A 15,659-nucleotide genomic window follows, 5' to 3' on the forward strand; every position below is an offset into this window, starting at 1 on the left:
CGATGCGCTACATTCCGACCACCCCTGAACAGCGCGAGCACATGTTGCGCACGATCGGTGTCGAAACGATCGAGGAGCTGTTCACCGACATTCCCGCCGAGGTGCGGCTGGACCGCCCGCTCGCGCTGCGCCCCGCGCTGAGCGATCCGGAGGTGCTGACGGCGCTGCGGGCACTGGCCGAGCGCAACGGCCATGCGGACCGTCTCGTGTGCTTCCTGGGCGCTGGCGCGTACGATCACTTCGTACCGCCCGCGGTGTGGCAGCTGGCGGGAAGGGGGGAGTTCCTCACCGCGTACACGCCCTACCAGGCCGAGTTGATGCAGGGCGAACTGCAGGCGGCCTACGAGTACCAGACGATGGTCTGCGAACTGCTGGCGATGGACGTCGCGAACGCGTCCATGTACGATGGCGCCTCGGCGCTGGCGGAGGCGGCGGTGATGGCACGCGATCTGGCGCGGCGCGATCGGGTCGTCGTCAGCCGCGCCGTGCATCCCGAATACCGGAAGGTGTTGCGGACGTACACGGAGCCTTTGGGCATCAGGATCGACGAGATCGGACACACCCGGGGGGTCACCACGACCGAAGACGTGCGCCGCGCGCTGGACACCGCCGCAGCGGCGGTGATCGTGCAGCACCCGAACTTCTTCGGGTGCCTGGAGGACGTGCAGGCGATGGGCGAGGCGGCGCACAGCGTGGGCGCGCTGCTGATCGTCGCCACGGCGGACCCGCTGGCGTTCGGGCTGCTGCGTCCGCCCGGCGCGCTGGGCGCAGACATCGTGGCGGCGGAGGGCCAGCCGCTGGGCAACCACCTGAACTTCGGCGGGCCGTACCTGGGGATCATCGCGACCCGGCGGGAGTTCGTCCGCCGCATGCCTGGGCGTCTGGTCGGCGCGACGACCGACGCGGACGGCAGGCGCGGGTTCGTGCTCACGCTGCAGACCCGCGAGCAGCACATCCGGCGGGAGCGGGCCACGAGCAACATCTGCACGAACGAGGCCCTGAATGCGCTGGCCGCCGCCATCTACCTGAGCCTGATGGGACCGGACGGGGTGCGGAGGGTCGCGGAGTCGTGCGCGCGCAAGGCCCACTACCTGCGCCGTCGGATCGCGGCGCTGGACGGATTCGCGATCGCCTTCCAGGCGCCTACGTTCCACGAGTTCGTGGTTCGCACGCCGCGGCCAGCCGACACGGTCGCGCGCGCCCTCCTCCGCGAGGGGTTCTTGGGCGGGCTGCCGCTGGGGAGCCTATATCGCGGCATGCGCAATCACCTACTGGTCAGCGTCACGGAGTCGCGGACGCGGGAGGAGATGGACCGCTTCGTCGACGCACTGGGACGCGTGGGCGCACGCCGACGCCGACAGGCCGTGGTGACGGTGCGGTGAGCGCCCGGGGATGCCCATGCCGGACGCCACTGACTTCCCTCTGATCTTCGAGCTGAGCACGCCGGGCCGCCGGGCGCACGGGGTCCCCGAGCCCGACGTACCGGAGGTGCCGCTGGGCGACATCCTGCCCGAGGTGGAACTCCGCGCGACCCCACCGGCGCTGCCCGAGGTGAACGAACTGGACGTGGTCCGCCACTACACGCGCCTTGCGCACCGCAACTTCTCGATCGACGAGGGGTTCTACCCGCTGGGTTCGTGCACGATGAAGTACAACCCAAAGCTCCACGAGGAAGTGGCCCGCCTGCCGGGCTTCGCGCGTCTGCATCCATATGCGCCGGACGAGTGCGTCCAGGGAGCGCTGCAGCTGCTGTGGGAACTCGAGGAGGCGCTCGCCGAGATCAGCGGCATGGATCGAGTCACCTTTCAGCCGGCTGCGGGCGCGCACGGCGAGCTCGCTGGGTTGCTGATGATCCGGGCGTACTTCGCGTCGCGCGGCGAGCGGCGCACCCGGGTGATCGTCCCCGACTCCGCCCACGGGACCAACCCCGCGACCGCCGCGATGGCCGGTTACCAAGTGGTGACCGTTCGCTCCGACGCGCGCGGCAACATGGACGTGGGAGCGCTGCGGGAGGCGATGGACGAGTCGGTCGCGGCGATCATGCTCACCAACCCCAACACGCTGGGTCTGTTCGAGGAGCAGGTGCAGGCCCTGTCGGAGATCGCCCACGCCGCCGGCGCCCAGATGTATCTGGACGGTGCCAACTTCAACGCGATGCTCGGGATCACCCGGCCCGGCGACCAGGGCTTCGACGTGATGCACATGAACCTGCACAAGACCTTCTCGACCCCGCACGGCGGGGGTGGCCCGGGGGCCGGCGCGGTGGGCGTGAGAAAGCACCTGGAGCCCTTCCTTCCGGTGCCGGGCGTGGCGCGCGAGGGTGACCGGTACGTGTGGGACTACAACCGCCCTCACACCATCGGCAAGATCCGCGCGTTCTGGGGGAACTTCGCAAACCTGGTGCGGGCGTATGCGTATGTCCGCACGCTGGGCGGGGCGGGGCTCCGGGCGGTCGCCGAGCACGCGGTCCTGCACGCGAACTACCTGCGCTGCCGCCTGGAGCCGTACTTCGACATGCCCTACGACCGCGTTTGCAAGCACGAGTTCGTGGCGTCGGGCGCACGGCAGAAGAAGCGGAACGGGATCACGACGAAGGACATCGCCAAGCGGCTGCTGGATTACGGCTTTCACGCGCCGACGATCTACTTCCCGCTGATCGTGGACGAGGCGATCATGATCGAGCCCACGGAGACCGAGAGCCTCCAGACAATGGATGCGTTCGCCGAAGCGATGATCGCGATCGACCGAGAAGCGCAGGAGGACCCGGAGTTGGTCAGGACGGCGCCGCACACGACTCCCGTCCGGCGGCTCGACGAGGTGCGCGCCGCCCGCGAGCTCAACCTGCGCTGGCAGCCACCGACGTTTTCCCCGACGGAGCGCCGCTGAGGAGGGGTGGCGAACGCCTGTGCTCGGAGGGGGGAACCGCCGGGTTCGCCGCTGCGTTGCACGCGGAGGACCAGCGCACGATCTTAGCGTCACGACGCCTCGGGGCACGTCCAGCAGAGGCAGTCGACTTCGGGAGGTGGGCATCGGGTGATTCCCGGAGGCGTTTCGGTGCGGGGCCAGCCGCTGCCGTCCCTGCGGGCCGGCGTCCTCGCGGTCATCCTGCTCGCGATGCTCCCGGTTGCTGGCCTGCTCCTCCATACGGCCTCGCGCCAGCGCGACGCGGAACGTGCCCGTGTGCAGGGCGACGCACAGCGGCTCGCCCGCGCGGTCGCCGCGACCCAGGACCGGTTGATCCGGGAGACCCGGCAGCTGTTGGTGATGCTGTCGCAGATCGACAGCGTGCGGGAACCCGACGCCGCCCGCTGCGGCGATCGCTTCGTGCGCACGGTGGCGAACAATCCGCTGTATGCGAACCTCGGCGTGCTCGACGTCGCGGGGCGGGCCGTGTGCGCAGCGGTGGCGGTCGACGACCGCATCGGCCAGCACGTTCCGCTGAGCGCGGTGCTGACCGAGCGCCGGTTCATCGTCGGCGCATACGCGGTGGCCGCGGATGGTAGGCCGGTGCTGTACCTGGCGGCTCCCGTCCTCGACAGGGGACGCATCAGGGCGATCGTCTATGCGGCGCTGGACGTGGCACGGCTGAACGACCTAATCGGTGACTTCGAGATGCCCGCCGGCGCGCTGCTGGCCGTGACCGACCGGCTCGGGACGATCATAGCTCGCCGGCCGAACCCTCAGCCCTGGTTGGGCAGGCGTTTGCCGGAGCCGGCGCTGCTGTCGGAGATGGCCGATCGACCGGACGGAACGGCGGAGATCACGGGGCCGGACGGGGTGCGGCGCCTGTACGGCTTTACGGCGACCGACGGCGTCGCCGAGGGGCTCCGTGTCGTCGTCGGCATCCATTCCGACGCCGCTTTGGCGGAGATCAACGAGGGCTTGCGGCGTAACCTCCTTGGCCTGCTGGGGGTCAGCGTCTTGGCCATCGTGGCGGCATGGGCCGGAGGCAGCATCCTGGTGATGCGGCCGGTGCGCGAACTGCTGCGTGTCGTCACGCGCCAGCGCGACGGCGTCACCGGGATCCGCGCGAGCGGGTCGTACCCGCGAGGCGAGATCGGAGAACTGGCGCGGGCGTTCGACGAGATGGCATCCTCGCTGGCGGACCGCGAGCAGCGGTTGCGCGCCCTACTGGCGGACGTGCAGCGCTCGCACGCGGAGGTCGCGCAGGTCTACGAGACGACCCTGGAAGGATGGTCGCGTGCCCTGGACCTGCGGGACCGCGAAACCGAAGGCCACACGCTGCGGGTGACCGAGATGACCGTCCGACTGGCGCGGGCCGTGGGCATGCGCGACGACGAGATCGTGCACGTGCGCCGAGGCGCGCTGCTGCACGACATCGGCAAGATCGGCGTGCCAGACCGCATCCTCCTCAAGGCCGCTCCGCTGACGGACGAGGAGTGGGAGGTCATGCGCCGCCACCCCGTGTACGCGTACGAGATGCTGTCGCCCATCGCCCACCTGCGTCCGGCGCTGGACATCCCCTACGCCCACCACGAGCGGTGGGACGGCACGGGATATCCGGGGGGCCTGAGGGGTCCGCAGATCCCCTTGGCCGCCCGTGTGTTCGCCGTGGTCGACGTGTGGGATGCGCTGCGTTCGGATCGCCCCTACCGTCGCGCGTGGAGCGATGAGATGGCGCGGGCGTACATCGCCCAGCAGGCGGGACGTCAGTTCGATCCGGAAGTGGTCCGCGTGTTCCTGAACGAGGTGTTGCCGACCGCCTCGGCCGCGGGTTGACGCGGCGATCCCCTATTTGGAGTGCTTGTCGGCGACCTTGGTGGCGCCGTAGGCGTCGGGCTTGGTCTTGGCGGCGTAGCCCGATCCGGTCACCATGCCCACGACCTCGCGGATGATGCTCTTGGTCTCCCCGCGGTCGCCGACGTCCAGGTGGATCTCGATCGGCAGCAGGGAGTGGCCGTTGCGCGCGAGTTCGCCGGAGATCCGCGACGCCACCTCGAGGCTGAGCGACGTCTCGTACAGGATGCGCTGCCTGAGGCTCTCCATCTTCCGGTTGAACTGCTTCCGGTAGAAGTAGCGTCCGCCGTGCCCGACCCTGTGGATCACGATCGCTGTGACGAAGCAGGTGCGGTCTCCGAGCAGCGAGTCGGTGCCGATGATGAGGTTGTACTGGTGCTGCGGCTCCTCGGCGACGAACTCGACGAGGTGCTGAAACATACGCTCGAACGACACCCGACCGTACGTCGGGCTCGTGTACTCCATCCCCTCACCTGCGTTGCCGCCCGCGCGGTGGCCCAGCCTGAGTATATGGCGGCCCCTGCAGGCTGGCTACAGGTCGCGGCGGCCTTCCAGCGCCTGGGCGAGGGTGACCTCGTCCGCATACTCCAGGTCGCCACCGACCGGAAGCCCTCGGGCAATGCGGGTCACGCGGATGCCCAGCGGACGGATGAGTCGGGCCAGGTACAGGGCGGTCGCGTCGCCTTCGACTCGAGGGTTGGTGGCGACGACCACTTCGCGGACCCCTCCGGCGTGGAGGCGCTGGAGGAGTTCGCGGATCCGCAGGTCGTCGGGGCCCACACCGTCCAGCGGCGAGATCGCTCCCTGCAGGACGTGGTAGCGCCCGCGGAACTCGCGGGTGCGCTCCATCGCGACGACGTCGCGCGGATCCTCGACGACGCAGATCACCGACGGGTCGCGCGTCGGGCTGGCGCAGATCGCGCACGGGTCTCTGTCGGTCAGGTTGAAGCAGATCGAGCAGGGTCGGATCTGCGCCTTCGCGTCGACGATCGCCTGGGCCAGCGCGTGCACGGCGTCCTCGTCCATCCGGAGGATGTGGAACGCCAGGCGCTGGGCGGTCTTCGGGCCGACCGTTGGCAGGCGTGACAGGTGGTCGACGAGTCTGGCCAGCGGGTCAGGCAGCTGCATGGGAGCGGCAGGCGGCGGCTGGACGATCCATCATCCCATCATTCCCGCAAGCGGCAGGCCTCCGGTCACGCTCTGCATGCGGGCGGCGGCGAGTTCCTTGGCCCGGTTGTGCGCCTCGTTGACCGCCGCCAGAACGAGGTCCTGGAGCATCTCGACGTCATCGGGGTCGACGGCTTCCCGAGCGATGCGAACCTCCAGGAGCTCGCCGTGCCCGTTGGCGACGATCCGGACCGCGCCGCCACCTGCCGTCCCCTCCACACGCTCGGCGCTGAGTTGCTCCTGGATGCGGGCGATCTCGGCCTGCATCTTCTGAACCTGCTTGAGCATCTTTCCCATGTTCATCATGGCCGTCCCTCCCGCGGGGCTGCTTTCACTGCTCGGGGGTATCGAAGGAACGAAACGACACGGCCGGGCCGAGCAGGTGCGTAGCCTGCTCGACGAGCGGATCCCGCATCCGGCGGTCCGGGCGCGGGGTGGCGTTCTGGATGCCGGGGTTCTGTTCGAGGACGAAGTGCACGCGGACCGGTGTCCCCAGGGCGATCCGGCACGCTTCCTCGATCAGCGTGCGGTGTCGTGGATCGCGGAGGGTTTCTGCGGCGAAGTCGCTGCCCACCGGCAGGTGCAGCGTCAGCATGTCGCCGCGGATCTCGTGCGGTCGGGCGTCGGCGACGAGCGCGTAGGTGTAGACCCGCCGCTGTTTGATCTCCTCGAGGACCCGGGGCCAATGCGAGACCACCTGCTCGATCGACAGCGAAATCGTCTCCAGCGGAAGTAGGGTCGGTGCCGGCCGGTAGGTGGCCGCGTCGGCGGGCGAGCGGTCGGCGGGTGTCGGCTCCGGTGCCTGCATCTGCGGGTCGGTCATCGCCGGGCTCTGTCCTCGGACCTGCTGCTCGAGGCGCAGGATGCGGCCCCGCAGCCCTTCCAGGGTGGGGTCCAGATCTGGACGCGCCAGGCGCAGCAGGGCCATCTCCAAACTCAGACGGGCCTGGGTGGTCCAGCGAGCTTCCGATTCCGCGGCACTGAGGACCGAGATCGCGCGCAGGATCTCCTCGGCGGAGTATGCCTGCGCGTCGTCTCGAAGCCGCTCGTAGCGCTCGTCGGTCACGTCCACCAGATCGCGCCCGTCGGGCACTGTGCGGAGGATGAGCAGGTCGCGGAAGTGTCCCACCAGCCGGCGCAGGACCTGACGGACGTCCTGCCCGCTGTCGGCGACCTCGCTCGCGATGCGCAGCGCAGAGGCCACATCGCCGTCTCGCACGGCGCACGTGACCATGTCGAGCATCTCGTCGTCGGGCGTTCCGAGCAGACGCACGACGGCGTCGTCGGTGATCTCGCCGTCGATCGTGCCGGCGATCTGGTCGAGGAGGCTCTCGGCGTCGCGCAGGGCACCGTCGGCGCTTTGCGCGATCCGGTAGAGGGCGGAGGGTTGCGCCGGGATCCCCTCACCGGCGGCGATGCGCGACAGGCGCCCGGCGATGGTAGCGGTGGGGATGCGACGGAACTCGAACCGCTGACAGCGCGACAGGATCGTGGGCGGCAGCCGGTGCGGTTCGGTGGTGACCAGCACGAAGACGACGTGGGACGGCGGTTCCTCCAACGTCTTGAGCAGGGCGTTTTCGGCCTCCGTCGTCAGCATGTGGGCCTCGTCGAGGATGTACACCTTGTACCGCCCGGCGGCGGGGCTGAGGCGGACCTTTTCGCGGATCTCGCGGATCTCGTCGATGCCCCGGTTGCTGGCCGCGTCGAGCTCGATCACGTCCAGCGAGTACCCGTCGCCGATTGAACGGCACTGCTCGCAGACGTTGCATGGATCGGGGGTTGGACCCTGCTCACAGTTGAGCGCCTTTGCCAGGATCCGTGCCGTCGTGGTCTTGCCGGTCCCGCGGTGGCCGCTGAACAGGTAGGCGTGCGCCACACGGCCGGCGGCCACGGCGTTGCGCAGCGTCCGGGTGACCCGTTCCTGGCCGACGACGTCGTCGAACGTCTGGGGACGCCACTTGCGGTACAGGGAGATGTGCGCCATGGTCACCGGGTGCGGACGTCAAACACTGTTATTCTACTCCTGAGGGGGAAGCGGGACGACGGCAGCCAATCACCGCCGGAAGCAGCGTGTGAGTCCATCGGGGTTGATCTACGTCGCCGCGGCCGCCTACGGGGGGCTGTGGGTATACCGGGACCGCATGGCACGCGGCCTGGGGTCGGCGGCGCTGTGGGGGCTTGCGACCGCACTGGTCTTCCCGGCGGTCTTTCCCATCTACGTCCTCACCGTGCGGCCCCGCGACCCGGAGGCATCGGAATGGGACGTCCCCGAGGTGGTGGGCTTGGGGGTGGTGATCGTCCTCACGCTCCCGCTCGCCGTCGCGGTCGCCAGGGTGTCGGGGATGGACGTCGCATCGGTGGGCGTGCTCGTCGTCGCGCAGAGCGCGGTGCTGTTGGCGGGCTGCCTGTACGTGGCGCGGCGCTACGAGTTGCCGGTCACGGCGCTCGGCTACCGCATGGATCGGTGGCCGGTCCTGGTGGGCAGAGCGGTGTTGCTGAGCGTCCCGGTGGTCGCGGGTGCGCACTACGTCGTCCAGCCGGCGGCCGTCCGCCTGCTCGGGCTGTTCATCGGCCAGGACCAGGCGCGCCTGCTGGCCGAACACGAGGAGAGGATGAACCCGATCGTCCAGGCGCTGCCCCCGCTGGACGATCCGGTGGGCGTGGCGTGGTTCGCCTTCCTGGTCTGCGTGCTGGTCCCAGTCGCCGAGGAAACGTTCTTTCGTGGGCTCGCCTACCCTCCGCTGCGGCGTCGTTACGGCGCGCCGTTGGCCATGGTCGTCACGGCGGTGGTGTTCGGCGCCGCGCACTTTCAGATCGTCAACTTCCTGCCGATCACCCTGCTGGGCTGTATCCTGGCGGTCCTGTACGAGCGCACAGGATCACTCCTGCCCGCGATCGTGCTGCACGGGCTGAACAACCTGGCAGCCCTGATCGCGAGTTATGTGGCCCGCTAGCCTGCGGCGCCCGGAGGTGGCGCGACTCCGCGTCGGCTGTGCGGTCCTGCGGGCCAACGGCTAGGGCAGCACCAAGCTCAGTCGCAGGTTCGCCTCCCGGGCCATCTCAACTGCGCGCCGGACCGTCGTGCCGAAGATCACACCGTGCTCACCGGAGGTGCTGAGGCGGATCCCCAGATGGGTGATCACGCCGACGGCACCCGTGCCGTGGAAACCCAACCCGTCGTTCACGCACCCGACCATCGGGGACCCCGAGTCGCCGAAGGCCCCAGCGAAGTCGCCGGACCAGGCGTCCGGGTCGCTCCCGCCGCCGATGCCGACGCGCGCCTTGGTCAGGAAGGTCTCGCCGACGACCAGCCCGTGGCCGTAGTGGCAACCATAGTCGCCGAGATGCAGTTCCTGGACACCGTTGGGACCCCTCCACACGGGCATCTCGGCCCGCACGTAGTCGCGGAACTCCCGGGGGATCTCCACGACGCCGAAGTCGTGGCCGACTCCGCTGCCCTCCAGGTTCTGCTGTCGGGCGTAGGCGACCTTGCCCAGTCGGACCCACGTGCCGAGCAGCAGGTTGGAACGGAAGTTCCCCTCGCAAGCCTCGACGCAGACCTCGACCACCACACCGGAGGCATCGTAGTCGGCACCCGGTCCGTGGGTCGCGCTGGCCGCCGCCGGCAGGAAGCAGTGACCCGCAGAGCCGAGGAAGCGCCTGCCGCGGGCTTCCCAGACGAAGTTCGCGGTACAGCCGAATCGACCCTCGCCGGGTATGGTGATCACGATGGCCGAGCCCGGACCGATGTTGCGCGCGGCTTCGGGGACAAACAGATGGAGCGGGATGAGCGTCCTCTGATCCTCCCAGTTCGTCACGTCGATCCTCGGACGCTGGAGGTCGCCCTCCGAGGACGTCGCCGCGATCGAAGTTCGGGTGGCGGGGTTCGTACCCGGCCGATGGGACATGACTCCGGAACCCGCGCAGCCAGCTACGAGAAGGGCTGCCAGTGCCAGAGATGCCGCCTTCATCAGACCCATTGTCCAATCCTTCCTTCCGCGGTCTTCGCACCGCATACTAGGCCTGACCCAGCGTCGTTGCTGGCCGTGGCGTCCTGCGACCACCTCCTTCATCGGTTTTGGTGTCGACCGCCGTTGGTTTGAACAGGCACGCGGTGTTGGTCGGGGGGGCGATATTGCTGTCCAATACTGGCAATACGCCACCCGTGTGCGTCTTCCTTCCGGAGCGCAGCTGTCATCGTGGGGAAAGGGGTGCGGTCACGGCCGTGCACCCGCCGTCGACGCACACGCCCGCGGCGGTTTCCGCGCAGCCGGCTCCGACCAGGTATCCCTGCGGCACACGAGAGGGACTGCTTACCGTTGCTTCCTTCCGGACCTGGCGGGGTTCGCAGGCTCTCGTAGCGCAGGACCCGGCCGTCCTCGCTGCACGCGCGGGCCGGTGCCCGTAGGCGCGCCGCCTCGGGCGGGGATTCCGCCCCCCTGTGGCGGATCGGGGGTACAGGGAACCGCCAGCTCCCCGCCTAGCACGGCCGCCCACCGAGTATACCACCGGCAGCCACGGTCCTCGGGCGGCACCCGCACCGGACGATGGGGTAGGCGCGCCGATTTCCTCGTCGCGCCAGCCGGTCGTATAGTTAGGGGTGCCGACTTGGTGTCGCAGCGGATCCCAAGTACGTCGACGGCGGGGTCCGGCCGCTTGATCGCAACGCCGGGGAGGGGTTGTTGCAGCGGACAGGCTCAGGCCGCGGTCACGGGCCGTTCGACAACGGAGGTGCCCACACCGGGCAGCGTGTGGTGCAGGGCCTGCTGAAGGTCGCGATGGCTTTGCGCCACGCGGCCTGGCAATACGCACAGCCGCGTGCGCTGACGCCCACGCAGTCGCAGATCCTGTCCTACCTACGGTTTGGCGCAGCCGGCGGCGCGCGGCTGTCGGAAGTCGCCGACGCCCTCGCGGTGACGCGAGCGACCGCCAGCGAGGCAGTGTCTGCGCTCGTGCACAAGGGCCTGATCCGCAAGGCCCGCCACGTCCGCGACCGCCGCTCCCGCGTCGTCACACTCACCGAGGCGGGCCGCCGGGAGGCCGACCGGGCCGCGGCGTGGCCGGAGTTTTTGCTCCAGGCCGTCCGTACCCTGACCCCACCCGAACAGGCGGCGTTTTTGCGGGCGCTGGTGAAGACGATCCGCCACCTCCAAGACCGCGGCCAGATTCCGGTCTCGCGCATGTGCCTGACCTGCCGTTTCTTCCGGCCCTATGTGCACCCCGATCCTCGGCGCCCCCATCACTGCGCCTTCGTGGACGCGCCGTTCGGTGACGCCCACCTGCGGGTGGACTGTCCGGACCACGAGACGGCCGACGCCGTGCGGCGTCGCCAACTGTGGGTCGCGTTCACTCGCGTATCCACTCGAAGCTAGTCTCCTCCGTCGCCGCTGTTGGCCGTCACACGCCTCGCGCAGGGGAGGGCACCGCCCAGGGAGTAAGACTGCATAAGGGTGTTTGTGGCCCTCCAAGTCCCAACAGGAGGTGCATCATGAACGTGCGTGTTCGGTCGTTCGCTCCGTTGGCGGTCGCCTTGGCGCTGCTGGCTGCCGCGTGTGCTCCGCAGCGAGCGCAAGAACAGCAGCCGGCCGCCAGCCGGCTCGACACCGTCCTGCAACGCGGCAGGCTGATCTGCGGAGTGAACCGAGCGCTGCCCGGCTGGGGCTTTCTGGATGAGGCCGGCAACTATTCCGGGTTCGATGTGGATTTCTGCCGGGCACTGGCGGCGGCCCTGTTCGACGATCCGAACGCGGTAGAGTACCGGCCGCTGACGCCCGCCGAGCGGTTCACTGCGCTGCAGACCGGTGAAGCGGACGTCTTGTTCCGCAACACCACGTGGACGATGTCCCGCGACACCACCGTGGGCATGACCTTCGGCCCCACCACGTTCTACGACGGTCAGGGGATGATGGTGCGCCGCGCCAGTGGGATCCGGCGCCTGGAAGACTTCCAGGGCCGCAGCGTGTGCGTGCAGACGGGCACGACCACCGAGCTCAACCTCGCCGACCAGATGCGCAAGCGCAACGTCAACTACCAGCCGGTGGTGTTTGATGAACCCGACCCGACGTTCGCCGCTTACGAGGAAGGGCGCTGCGACGGCGTGACGACGGACATCTCGGGTCTGGTCTCGCGACGGACGGTGATGCGCAACCCGGCCGACCACGTGATTCTCGACGTCGTGATGTCTAAGGAGCCGCTGGGACCGGTCGTCGTGCAGGGCGATGTCCGCTGGTTCAACGTCGTGAAGTGGGTGACCTTCGCGACGTTCCAGGCCGAAGAGTTCGGCATCACGTCCCAGAACGTCGAGCGGATCGCACGGGAGAGCCAGGATCCCGACATCCGGAGGTTCCTGGGGGTCGAAGGCGATCTCGGGCAGGGCATGGGTGTGGCGAACGACTTCGCGGTGCGGATCATCAAACATGTCGGCAACTATGCGGAGATCTACGACCGCAACTTGGGACCGAACACGCCGTTCAACCTCCCGCGGGGCTTGAACCGGTTGTGGACAGAAGGCGGGCTGCTGTACTCGCCGCCGTTCCGCTGAACGCCGGATGGCCGAGCGAGAGGGGTGCGCGTGATCTCTGTGCGGCGGGTACCGGCGTTCTGGCGGGACACCCGGTTTTGGACGATCGCCGGCCAGGTGCTGTTTTTGCTAGCGGTGGCCGCGCTCCTGTACTTGGTCTACGAGAATTTGCAGGCCAATCTGCGCCGCATCGGGCTGGCGCTAGGGTTTGGATTCCTGCGCCAGCCGGCGGCGTTCGACATCGGCGAGGGGATCATTCCCTACCGCCCCGCCGACACCTACTTCCGCGCCTATCTCGTCGGCCTGACCAACACGCTGCGCGTGGCGGGAGCCGGCATCGTGCTGGCGACGGTGCTGGGGTGTTCGGTGGGGATCGCACGGCTGTCGAGCAACTGGCTGATCCGGCAGTTCGCTGCGGTCTACGTGGAACTGCTGCGCAACACGCCCCTGTTGCTGCAGTTGTTCTTCTGGTACTTCGCGGTCCTGATTCGGTTGCCGCGCATCGAGGACGCGGTGGTGTGGCCGGGCCCCGTCTACCTGAGCAACCGCGGGTTGGCCGTTCCGTGGCTGGCCCGTGGCCCGTCGTTCGATGCCTGGATTGTGGCTTTCTTGGTCGCGCTGGTTGCCGGCGCGGCGGTGTACCGATGGCGGCTGTCGGTCCGGCTGGAGACCGGCGGCGGGGGCAGCCCCGCGCTGGCGGGGCTCGGGGCCTTCGCGTCGATCGCCGGGTTGAGCTGGCTGCTCGCGCCCGGTGCTCCGATCGTGGTCGACGCGCCCTACGTGGAGGGCGTCGCGCTGCGCGGCGGACTCCGGCTGAGCCCGGAATTCAGCGGCCTGCTGATCGGGCTGGTGGTCTACACCTCGGCGTTCATCGGGGAGGTCGTGCGCGCCGGGATCCAATCGGTGCCCCGCGGTCAGGTGGAGGCAGCCCGGGCGGTCGGCCTGCGGCCCGCCCTGGTGCTGCGCCTGGTGGTCTTCCCGCAGGCATTGCGCGTCATCGTGCCGCCGCTGACCAGCCAGTACCTCAACCTCACGAAGAACTCCAGCCTCGCGGTGGCGATCGGCTATCCGGACGCCTTCTTCGTGGGCCAGACGACCTTCAACCAGACCGGTCGCTCTGTTGAAGTCGTCACGCTGATCATGGCGACGTACCTGACGATCAGCCTCCTGACGTCGTTGCTCATGAACCTCTACAACCGGTTCGTGCAGCTGGTGGAGCGATGAGGCGTACGGTCGGGCAGGCAGAGATGGTCGCAGCGGCAGCGGCGCCGGCGCGGCGCCTTTCGGAGCCTGCCGGGGCGGCCGTCGCGTGGGCGCGGCAGAACCTGTTCAGCACGTGGTACAACGCGTTGTTGACGCTGGCCGCCCTGTGGGCGACCTACGCCGCCGGCCGCGCGGTCGTCGGGTGGGCGCTGTACTCGGCGGAGTGGACCGTCGTGCAGGTGAATTTCCGCCTGTTCTTCGTGGGAGGGTTCCCGCAGGCTCACATCTGGCGCGTCTGGCTCCCGGTGGCCCTGACCGGCCTGCTGTCGGGGATGTCGTGGGCGGTGTGGGGACGCGCCAGCCGCACGGCGGCGATCGCGGTCGCCGCGGCGACGTTCGCACTGGCCGCTGTGCCCCTACGTCCGGAGACCCGGTTGTGGCTGGTGGCGACCGGCACGCTGGTCGGTGTCGGTTTTTGGATCGGTGCGCGCGCGCCCCGGATCGGGCGCTGGCTGCTTGTGGCCTGGCTAGGCTGGTTTGGCGTTTCGATCCTGCTGCTGCGCGGTGTGCCGGGCAGCGCCCTGCTGCCACCGGTCGGGACGAACTTGTGGAACGGGCTGCTGCTGACGGTCCTGCTCGCCGTGGTGGGGATCGTGGCCTCGTTTCCGTTGGGTGTTCTGCTCGCCCTCGGCCGCCGTAGCCAGATGCCGGCGATGCGCCTGGTCAGCATCGCCTACATCGAGTTGGTCCGTGGCGTGCCGCTGATCACCGTGCTGTTCATGGCACAGGTGATGCTGCCCCTGTTCCTGCCCGAGGGGATGCGGCCCGACCGCGTGCTGCGGGCGATGGCCGGGCTCGTGCTGTTCAGCGCCGCCTACCTGGCGGAGAACGTGCGCGGGGGGCTGGCGGCGATCCCGCGAGGGCAGATCGAGGCGGCGCAGGCCCTGGGGCTGCGCGGGCCGCTGGTGCTCGGACTGGTGGTGCTGCCGCAGGCGCTGCGCACCGTGATCCCGGCGATCGTCGGTCAGTTCATCGCACTGTTCAAGGACACCTCGCTGGTCGCGATCGTCGGGCTGGTCGATCTGCTGGGTGTGGCCCGATCCATCCTCGCGCAGCCGCGCTTTCTGGGGCGGTACGTGGAAGTGTATGTCTTTGTGGCGGCCCTGTACTTCCTGTTCACCTATGTGATGTCCTACGGGAGCCGGCGCCTGGAGAAGGCGCTGGGCGTGGGGGAGCGCTGATGGAGGTCCGACAGGCCAGACCTGGCGGCAGGCCGACGGATGATCCCATCGTGGTGATGGAGGGCGTGCAAAAGTGGTTCGGCAGCTTCCACGTGTTGCGGGGCGTGGACTTGGCGGTGTGGCCGGGGGAGAAGGTGGTGATCATGGGCCCCTCGGGGTCCGGCAAGTCGACGCTGCTGCGGACGATCAACGCGCTGGAGGACTACCAGGGTGGCCGCATCGTCGTCGACGGCATCGAGGTCACGCACGACATGCGCAACATCGAAGCCATCCGCAGCGAGGTGGGGATGGTGTTCCAGTCGTTCAACCTGTTCCCGCACCTCACGGCGCTGCAGAACATCACGCTGGCGCCGATGTGGGTGCGCCGTTGGCCGCGCCGGAAAGCGGAGGCAAAGGCGTGGGAGCTGCTCGAGCGTGTGGGCATCCGCGAGCAGGCCCACAAGCATCCGGCGCAGCTGTCGGGGGGACAGCAGCAGCGCGTCGCGATCGCGCGGGCGCTGGCGATGGAGCCCAAGATCATGATGTTCGACGAGCCCACCTCAGCGCTGGATCCGGAGATGATCAAGGAAGTCCTCGACGTGATGCGGGAGCTGGCGCACTCGGGCATGACGATGATCGTCGTGACGCACGAAGTCGGATTCGCCCGAGAGGTGGCCGACCGCGTCATCTTTTTCGACGCCGGCGTCGTGGTCGAGGAGGCGCCCCCCCAGGCGTTCTTCGCCGACCCCAAGCAAGAACGCACGAAACTGTTCCTCTCCCAGATCCTGTAG

The 15,659-nt window shown here is 68.9% G+C and carries 14 protein-coding genes and 1 other RNA gene; 9 read left to right on the forward strand and 6 right to left on the reverse strand.

Annotated elements, in window-relative coordinates; genetic code table 11:
* Nucleotides 1–2: 2 nt before the first annotated feature.
* From gcvPA to QN163_00750, 3 genes are all read left to right on the forward strand, one after another.
* Entirely contained in the window at nucleotides 3–1,382 is a 1,380-nt protein-coding gene (gene gcvPA / locus QN163_00740) for an aminomethyl-transferring glycine dehydrogenase subunit GcvPA (GenBank protein ID MDR5682546.1), read from the forward strand.
* Between the two features lie 16 nt (nucleotides 1,383–1,398).
* Entirely contained in the window at nucleotides 1,399–2,886 is a 1,488-nt protein-coding gene (gene gcvPB / locus QN163_00745; GenBank protein ID MDR5682547.1) for an aminomethyl-transferring glycine dehydrogenase subunit GcvPB, read from the forward strand.
* Between the two features lie 147 nt (nucleotides 2,887–3,033).
* Nucleotides 3,034–4,740 (forward strand): HD domain-containing phosphohydrolase, encoded by a 1,707-nt coding sequence (locus QN163_00750; protein MDR5682548.1) that lies wholly within the window; start codon nucleotides 3,034–3,036, stop codon nucleotides 4,738–4,740.
* Between the two features lie 12 nt (nucleotides 4,741–4,752).
* Here QN163_00750 and QN163_00755 read toward each other — a convergent pair whose 3' ends face one another.
* The 4 genes from QN163_00755 to dnaX all read right to left on the reverse strand — a co-directional run bounded on the left by QN163_00755 (nucleotide 4,753) and on the right by dnaX (nucleotide 7,909).
* On the reverse strand, nucleotides 4,753–5,223 hold the full coding sequence (locus QN163_00755) for a ribonuclease H-like YkuK family protein (GenBank protein MDR5682549.1): 471 nt from the start codon (nucleotides 5,221–5,223) through the stop codon (nucleotides 4,753–4,755).
* Between the two features lie 66 nt (nucleotides 5,224–5,289).
* Nucleotides 5,290–5,886 carry a recombination mediator RecR gene (gene recR / locus QN163_00760; GenBank protein MDR5682550.1) on the reverse strand — a complete coding sequence of 199 codons (597 nt, stop codon included), beginning with the start codon at nucleotides 5,884–5,886 and terminating at the stop codon, nucleotides 5,290–5,292.
* Between the two features lie 30 nt (nucleotides 5,887–5,916).
* The gene (locus QN163_00765) at nucleotides 5,917–6,231 is read right to left on the reverse strand and encodes a YbaB/EbfC family nucleoid-associated protein (GenBank protein MDR5682551.1); all 315 of its coding nucleotides are present in this window, start codon (nucleotides 6,229–6,231) and stop codon (nucleotides 5,917–5,919) included.
* A gap of 25 nt (nucleotides 6,232–6,256) precedes the next feature.
* Nucleotides 6,257–7,909 carry a DNA polymerase III subunit gamma/tau gene (gene dnaX / locus QN163_00770; protein MDR5682552.1) on the reverse strand — a complete coding sequence of 551 codons (1,653 nt, stop codon included), beginning with the start codon at nucleotides 7,907–7,909 and terminating at the stop codon, nucleotides 6,257–6,259.
* Between the two features lie 88 nt (nucleotides 7,910–7,997).
* On the opposite strand from dnaX, the gene QN163_00775 reads away from it, so the two are divergent.
* Nucleotides 7,998–8,879 (forward strand): CPBP family intramembrane glutamic endopeptidase, encoded by an 882-nt coding sequence (locus QN163_00775; GenBank protein ID MDR5682553.1) that lies wholly within the window; start codon nucleotides 7,998–8,000, stop codon nucleotides 8,877–8,879.
* A 60-nt stretch (nucleotides 8,880–8,939) separates the two neighbouring features.
* On the opposite strand, the gene QN163_00780 is transcribed toward QN163_00775, so the two are convergent.
* On the reverse strand, nucleotides 8,940–9,896 hold the full coding sequence (locus QN163_00780; GenBank protein ID MDR5682554.1) for a hypothetical protein: 957 nt from the start codon (nucleotides 9,894–9,896) through the stop codon (nucleotides 8,940–8,942).
* Nucleotides 9,897–10,148: 252 nt separating this feature from the next.
* Nucleotides 10,149–10,414, reverse strand: an RNA gene (ffs, locus tag QN163_00785) — signal recognition particle sRNA large type.
* 193 nt (nucleotides 10,415–10,607) lie between these two features.
* Between ffs and QN163_00790 the strand changes: the two genes are divergently transcribed.
* From QN163_00790 to QN163_00810, 5 genes are all read left to right on the forward strand, one after another.
* Entirely contained in the window at nucleotides 10,608–11,297 is a 690-nt protein-coding gene (locus QN163_00790) for a MarR family winged helix-turn-helix transcriptional regulator (protein ID MDR5682555.1), read from the forward strand.
* A gap of 116 nt (nucleotides 11,298–11,413) precedes the next feature.
* On the forward strand, nucleotides 11,414–12,466 hold the full coding sequence (locus QN163_00795) for an amino acid ABC transporter substrate-binding protein (GenBank protein ID MDR5682556.1): 1,053 nt from the start codon (nucleotides 11,414–11,416) through the stop codon (nucleotides 12,464–12,466).
* A 24-nt stretch (nucleotides 12,467–12,490) separates the two neighbouring features.
* Nucleotides 12,491–13,669, forward strand: a complete 1,179-nt coding sequence (locus tag QN163_00800; GenBank protein MDR5682557.1) for an ABC transporter permease subunit — start codon at nucleotides 12,491–12,493, stop codon at nucleotides 13,667–13,669.
* Nucleotides 13,666–14,889: an amino acid ABC transporter permease gene (locus tag QN163_00805; protein ID MDR5682558.1), complete on the forward strand. Its 1,224-nt coding sequence runs from the start codon at nucleotides 13,666–13,668 to the stop codon at nucleotides 14,887–14,889. The genes QN163_00800 and QN163_00805 overlap by 4 nt, the downstream gene beginning before the upstream one ends.
* The gene (locus QN163_00810; protein ID MDR5682559.1) at nucleotides 14,889–15,659 is read left to right on the forward strand and encodes an amino acid ABC transporter ATP-binding protein; all 771 of its coding nucleotides are present in this window, start codon (nucleotides 14,889–14,891) and stop codon (nucleotides 15,657–15,659) included. Before QN163_00805 ends, QN163_00810 begins: the two co-directional genes overlap by 1 nt.

The organism is Armatimonadota bacterium, assembly GCA_031432545.1.
GTDB classification, from domain to species: Bacteria; Sysuimicrobiota; Sysuimicrobiia; order Sysuimicrobiales; family Sysuimicrobiaceae; genus Caldifonticola; species Caldifonticola tengchongensis.

What these genes read in the sequence shown, in the direction of transcription:
- gcvPA (MDR5682546.1), top strand. Translation starts at nt 3, where the DNA reads ATGCGCTACATTCCGACCACCCCTGAACAGCGCGAGCACATGTTGCGC.
- gcvPB (MDR5682547.1), top strand. Translation starts at nt 1,399, where the DNA reads ATGCCGGACGCCACTGACTTCCCTCTGATCTTCGAGCTGAGCACGCCG.
- QN163_00755 (MDR5682549.1), bottom strand. Translation starts at nt 5,223, where the DNA reads ATGGAGTACACGAGCCCGACGTACGGTCGGGTGTCGTTCGAGCGTATG.
- recR (MDR5682550.1), bottom strand. Translation starts at nt 5,886, where the DNA reads ATGCAGCTGCCTGACCCGCTGGCCAGACTCGTCGACCACCTGTCACGC.
- QN163_00765 (MDR5682551.1), bottom strand. Translation starts at nt 6,231, where the DNA reads ATGATGAACATGGGAAAGATGCTCAAGCAGGTTCAGAAGATGCAGGCC.
- dnaX (MDR5682552.1), bottom strand. Translation starts at nt 7,909, where the DNA reads ATGGCGCACATCTCCCTGTACCGCAAGTGGCGTCCCCAGACGTTCGAC.
- QN163_00780 (MDR5682554.1), bottom strand. Translation starts at nt 9,896, where the DNA reads ATGAAGGCGGCATCTCTGGCACTGGCAGCCCTTCTCGTAGCTGGCTGC.
- QN163_00795 (MDR5682556.1), top strand. Translation starts at nt 11,414, where the DNA reads ATGAACGTGCGTGTTCGGTCGTTCGCTCCGTTGGCGGTCGCCTTGGCG.
- QN163_00805 (MDR5682558.1), top strand. Translation starts at nt 13,666, where the DNA reads ATGAGGCGTACGGTCGGGCAGGCAGAGATGGTCGCAGCGGCAGCGGCG.
- QN163_00810 (MDR5682559.1), top strand. Translation starts at nt 14,889, where the DNA reads ATGGAGGTCCGACAGGCCAGACCTGGCGGCAGGCCGACGGATGATCCC.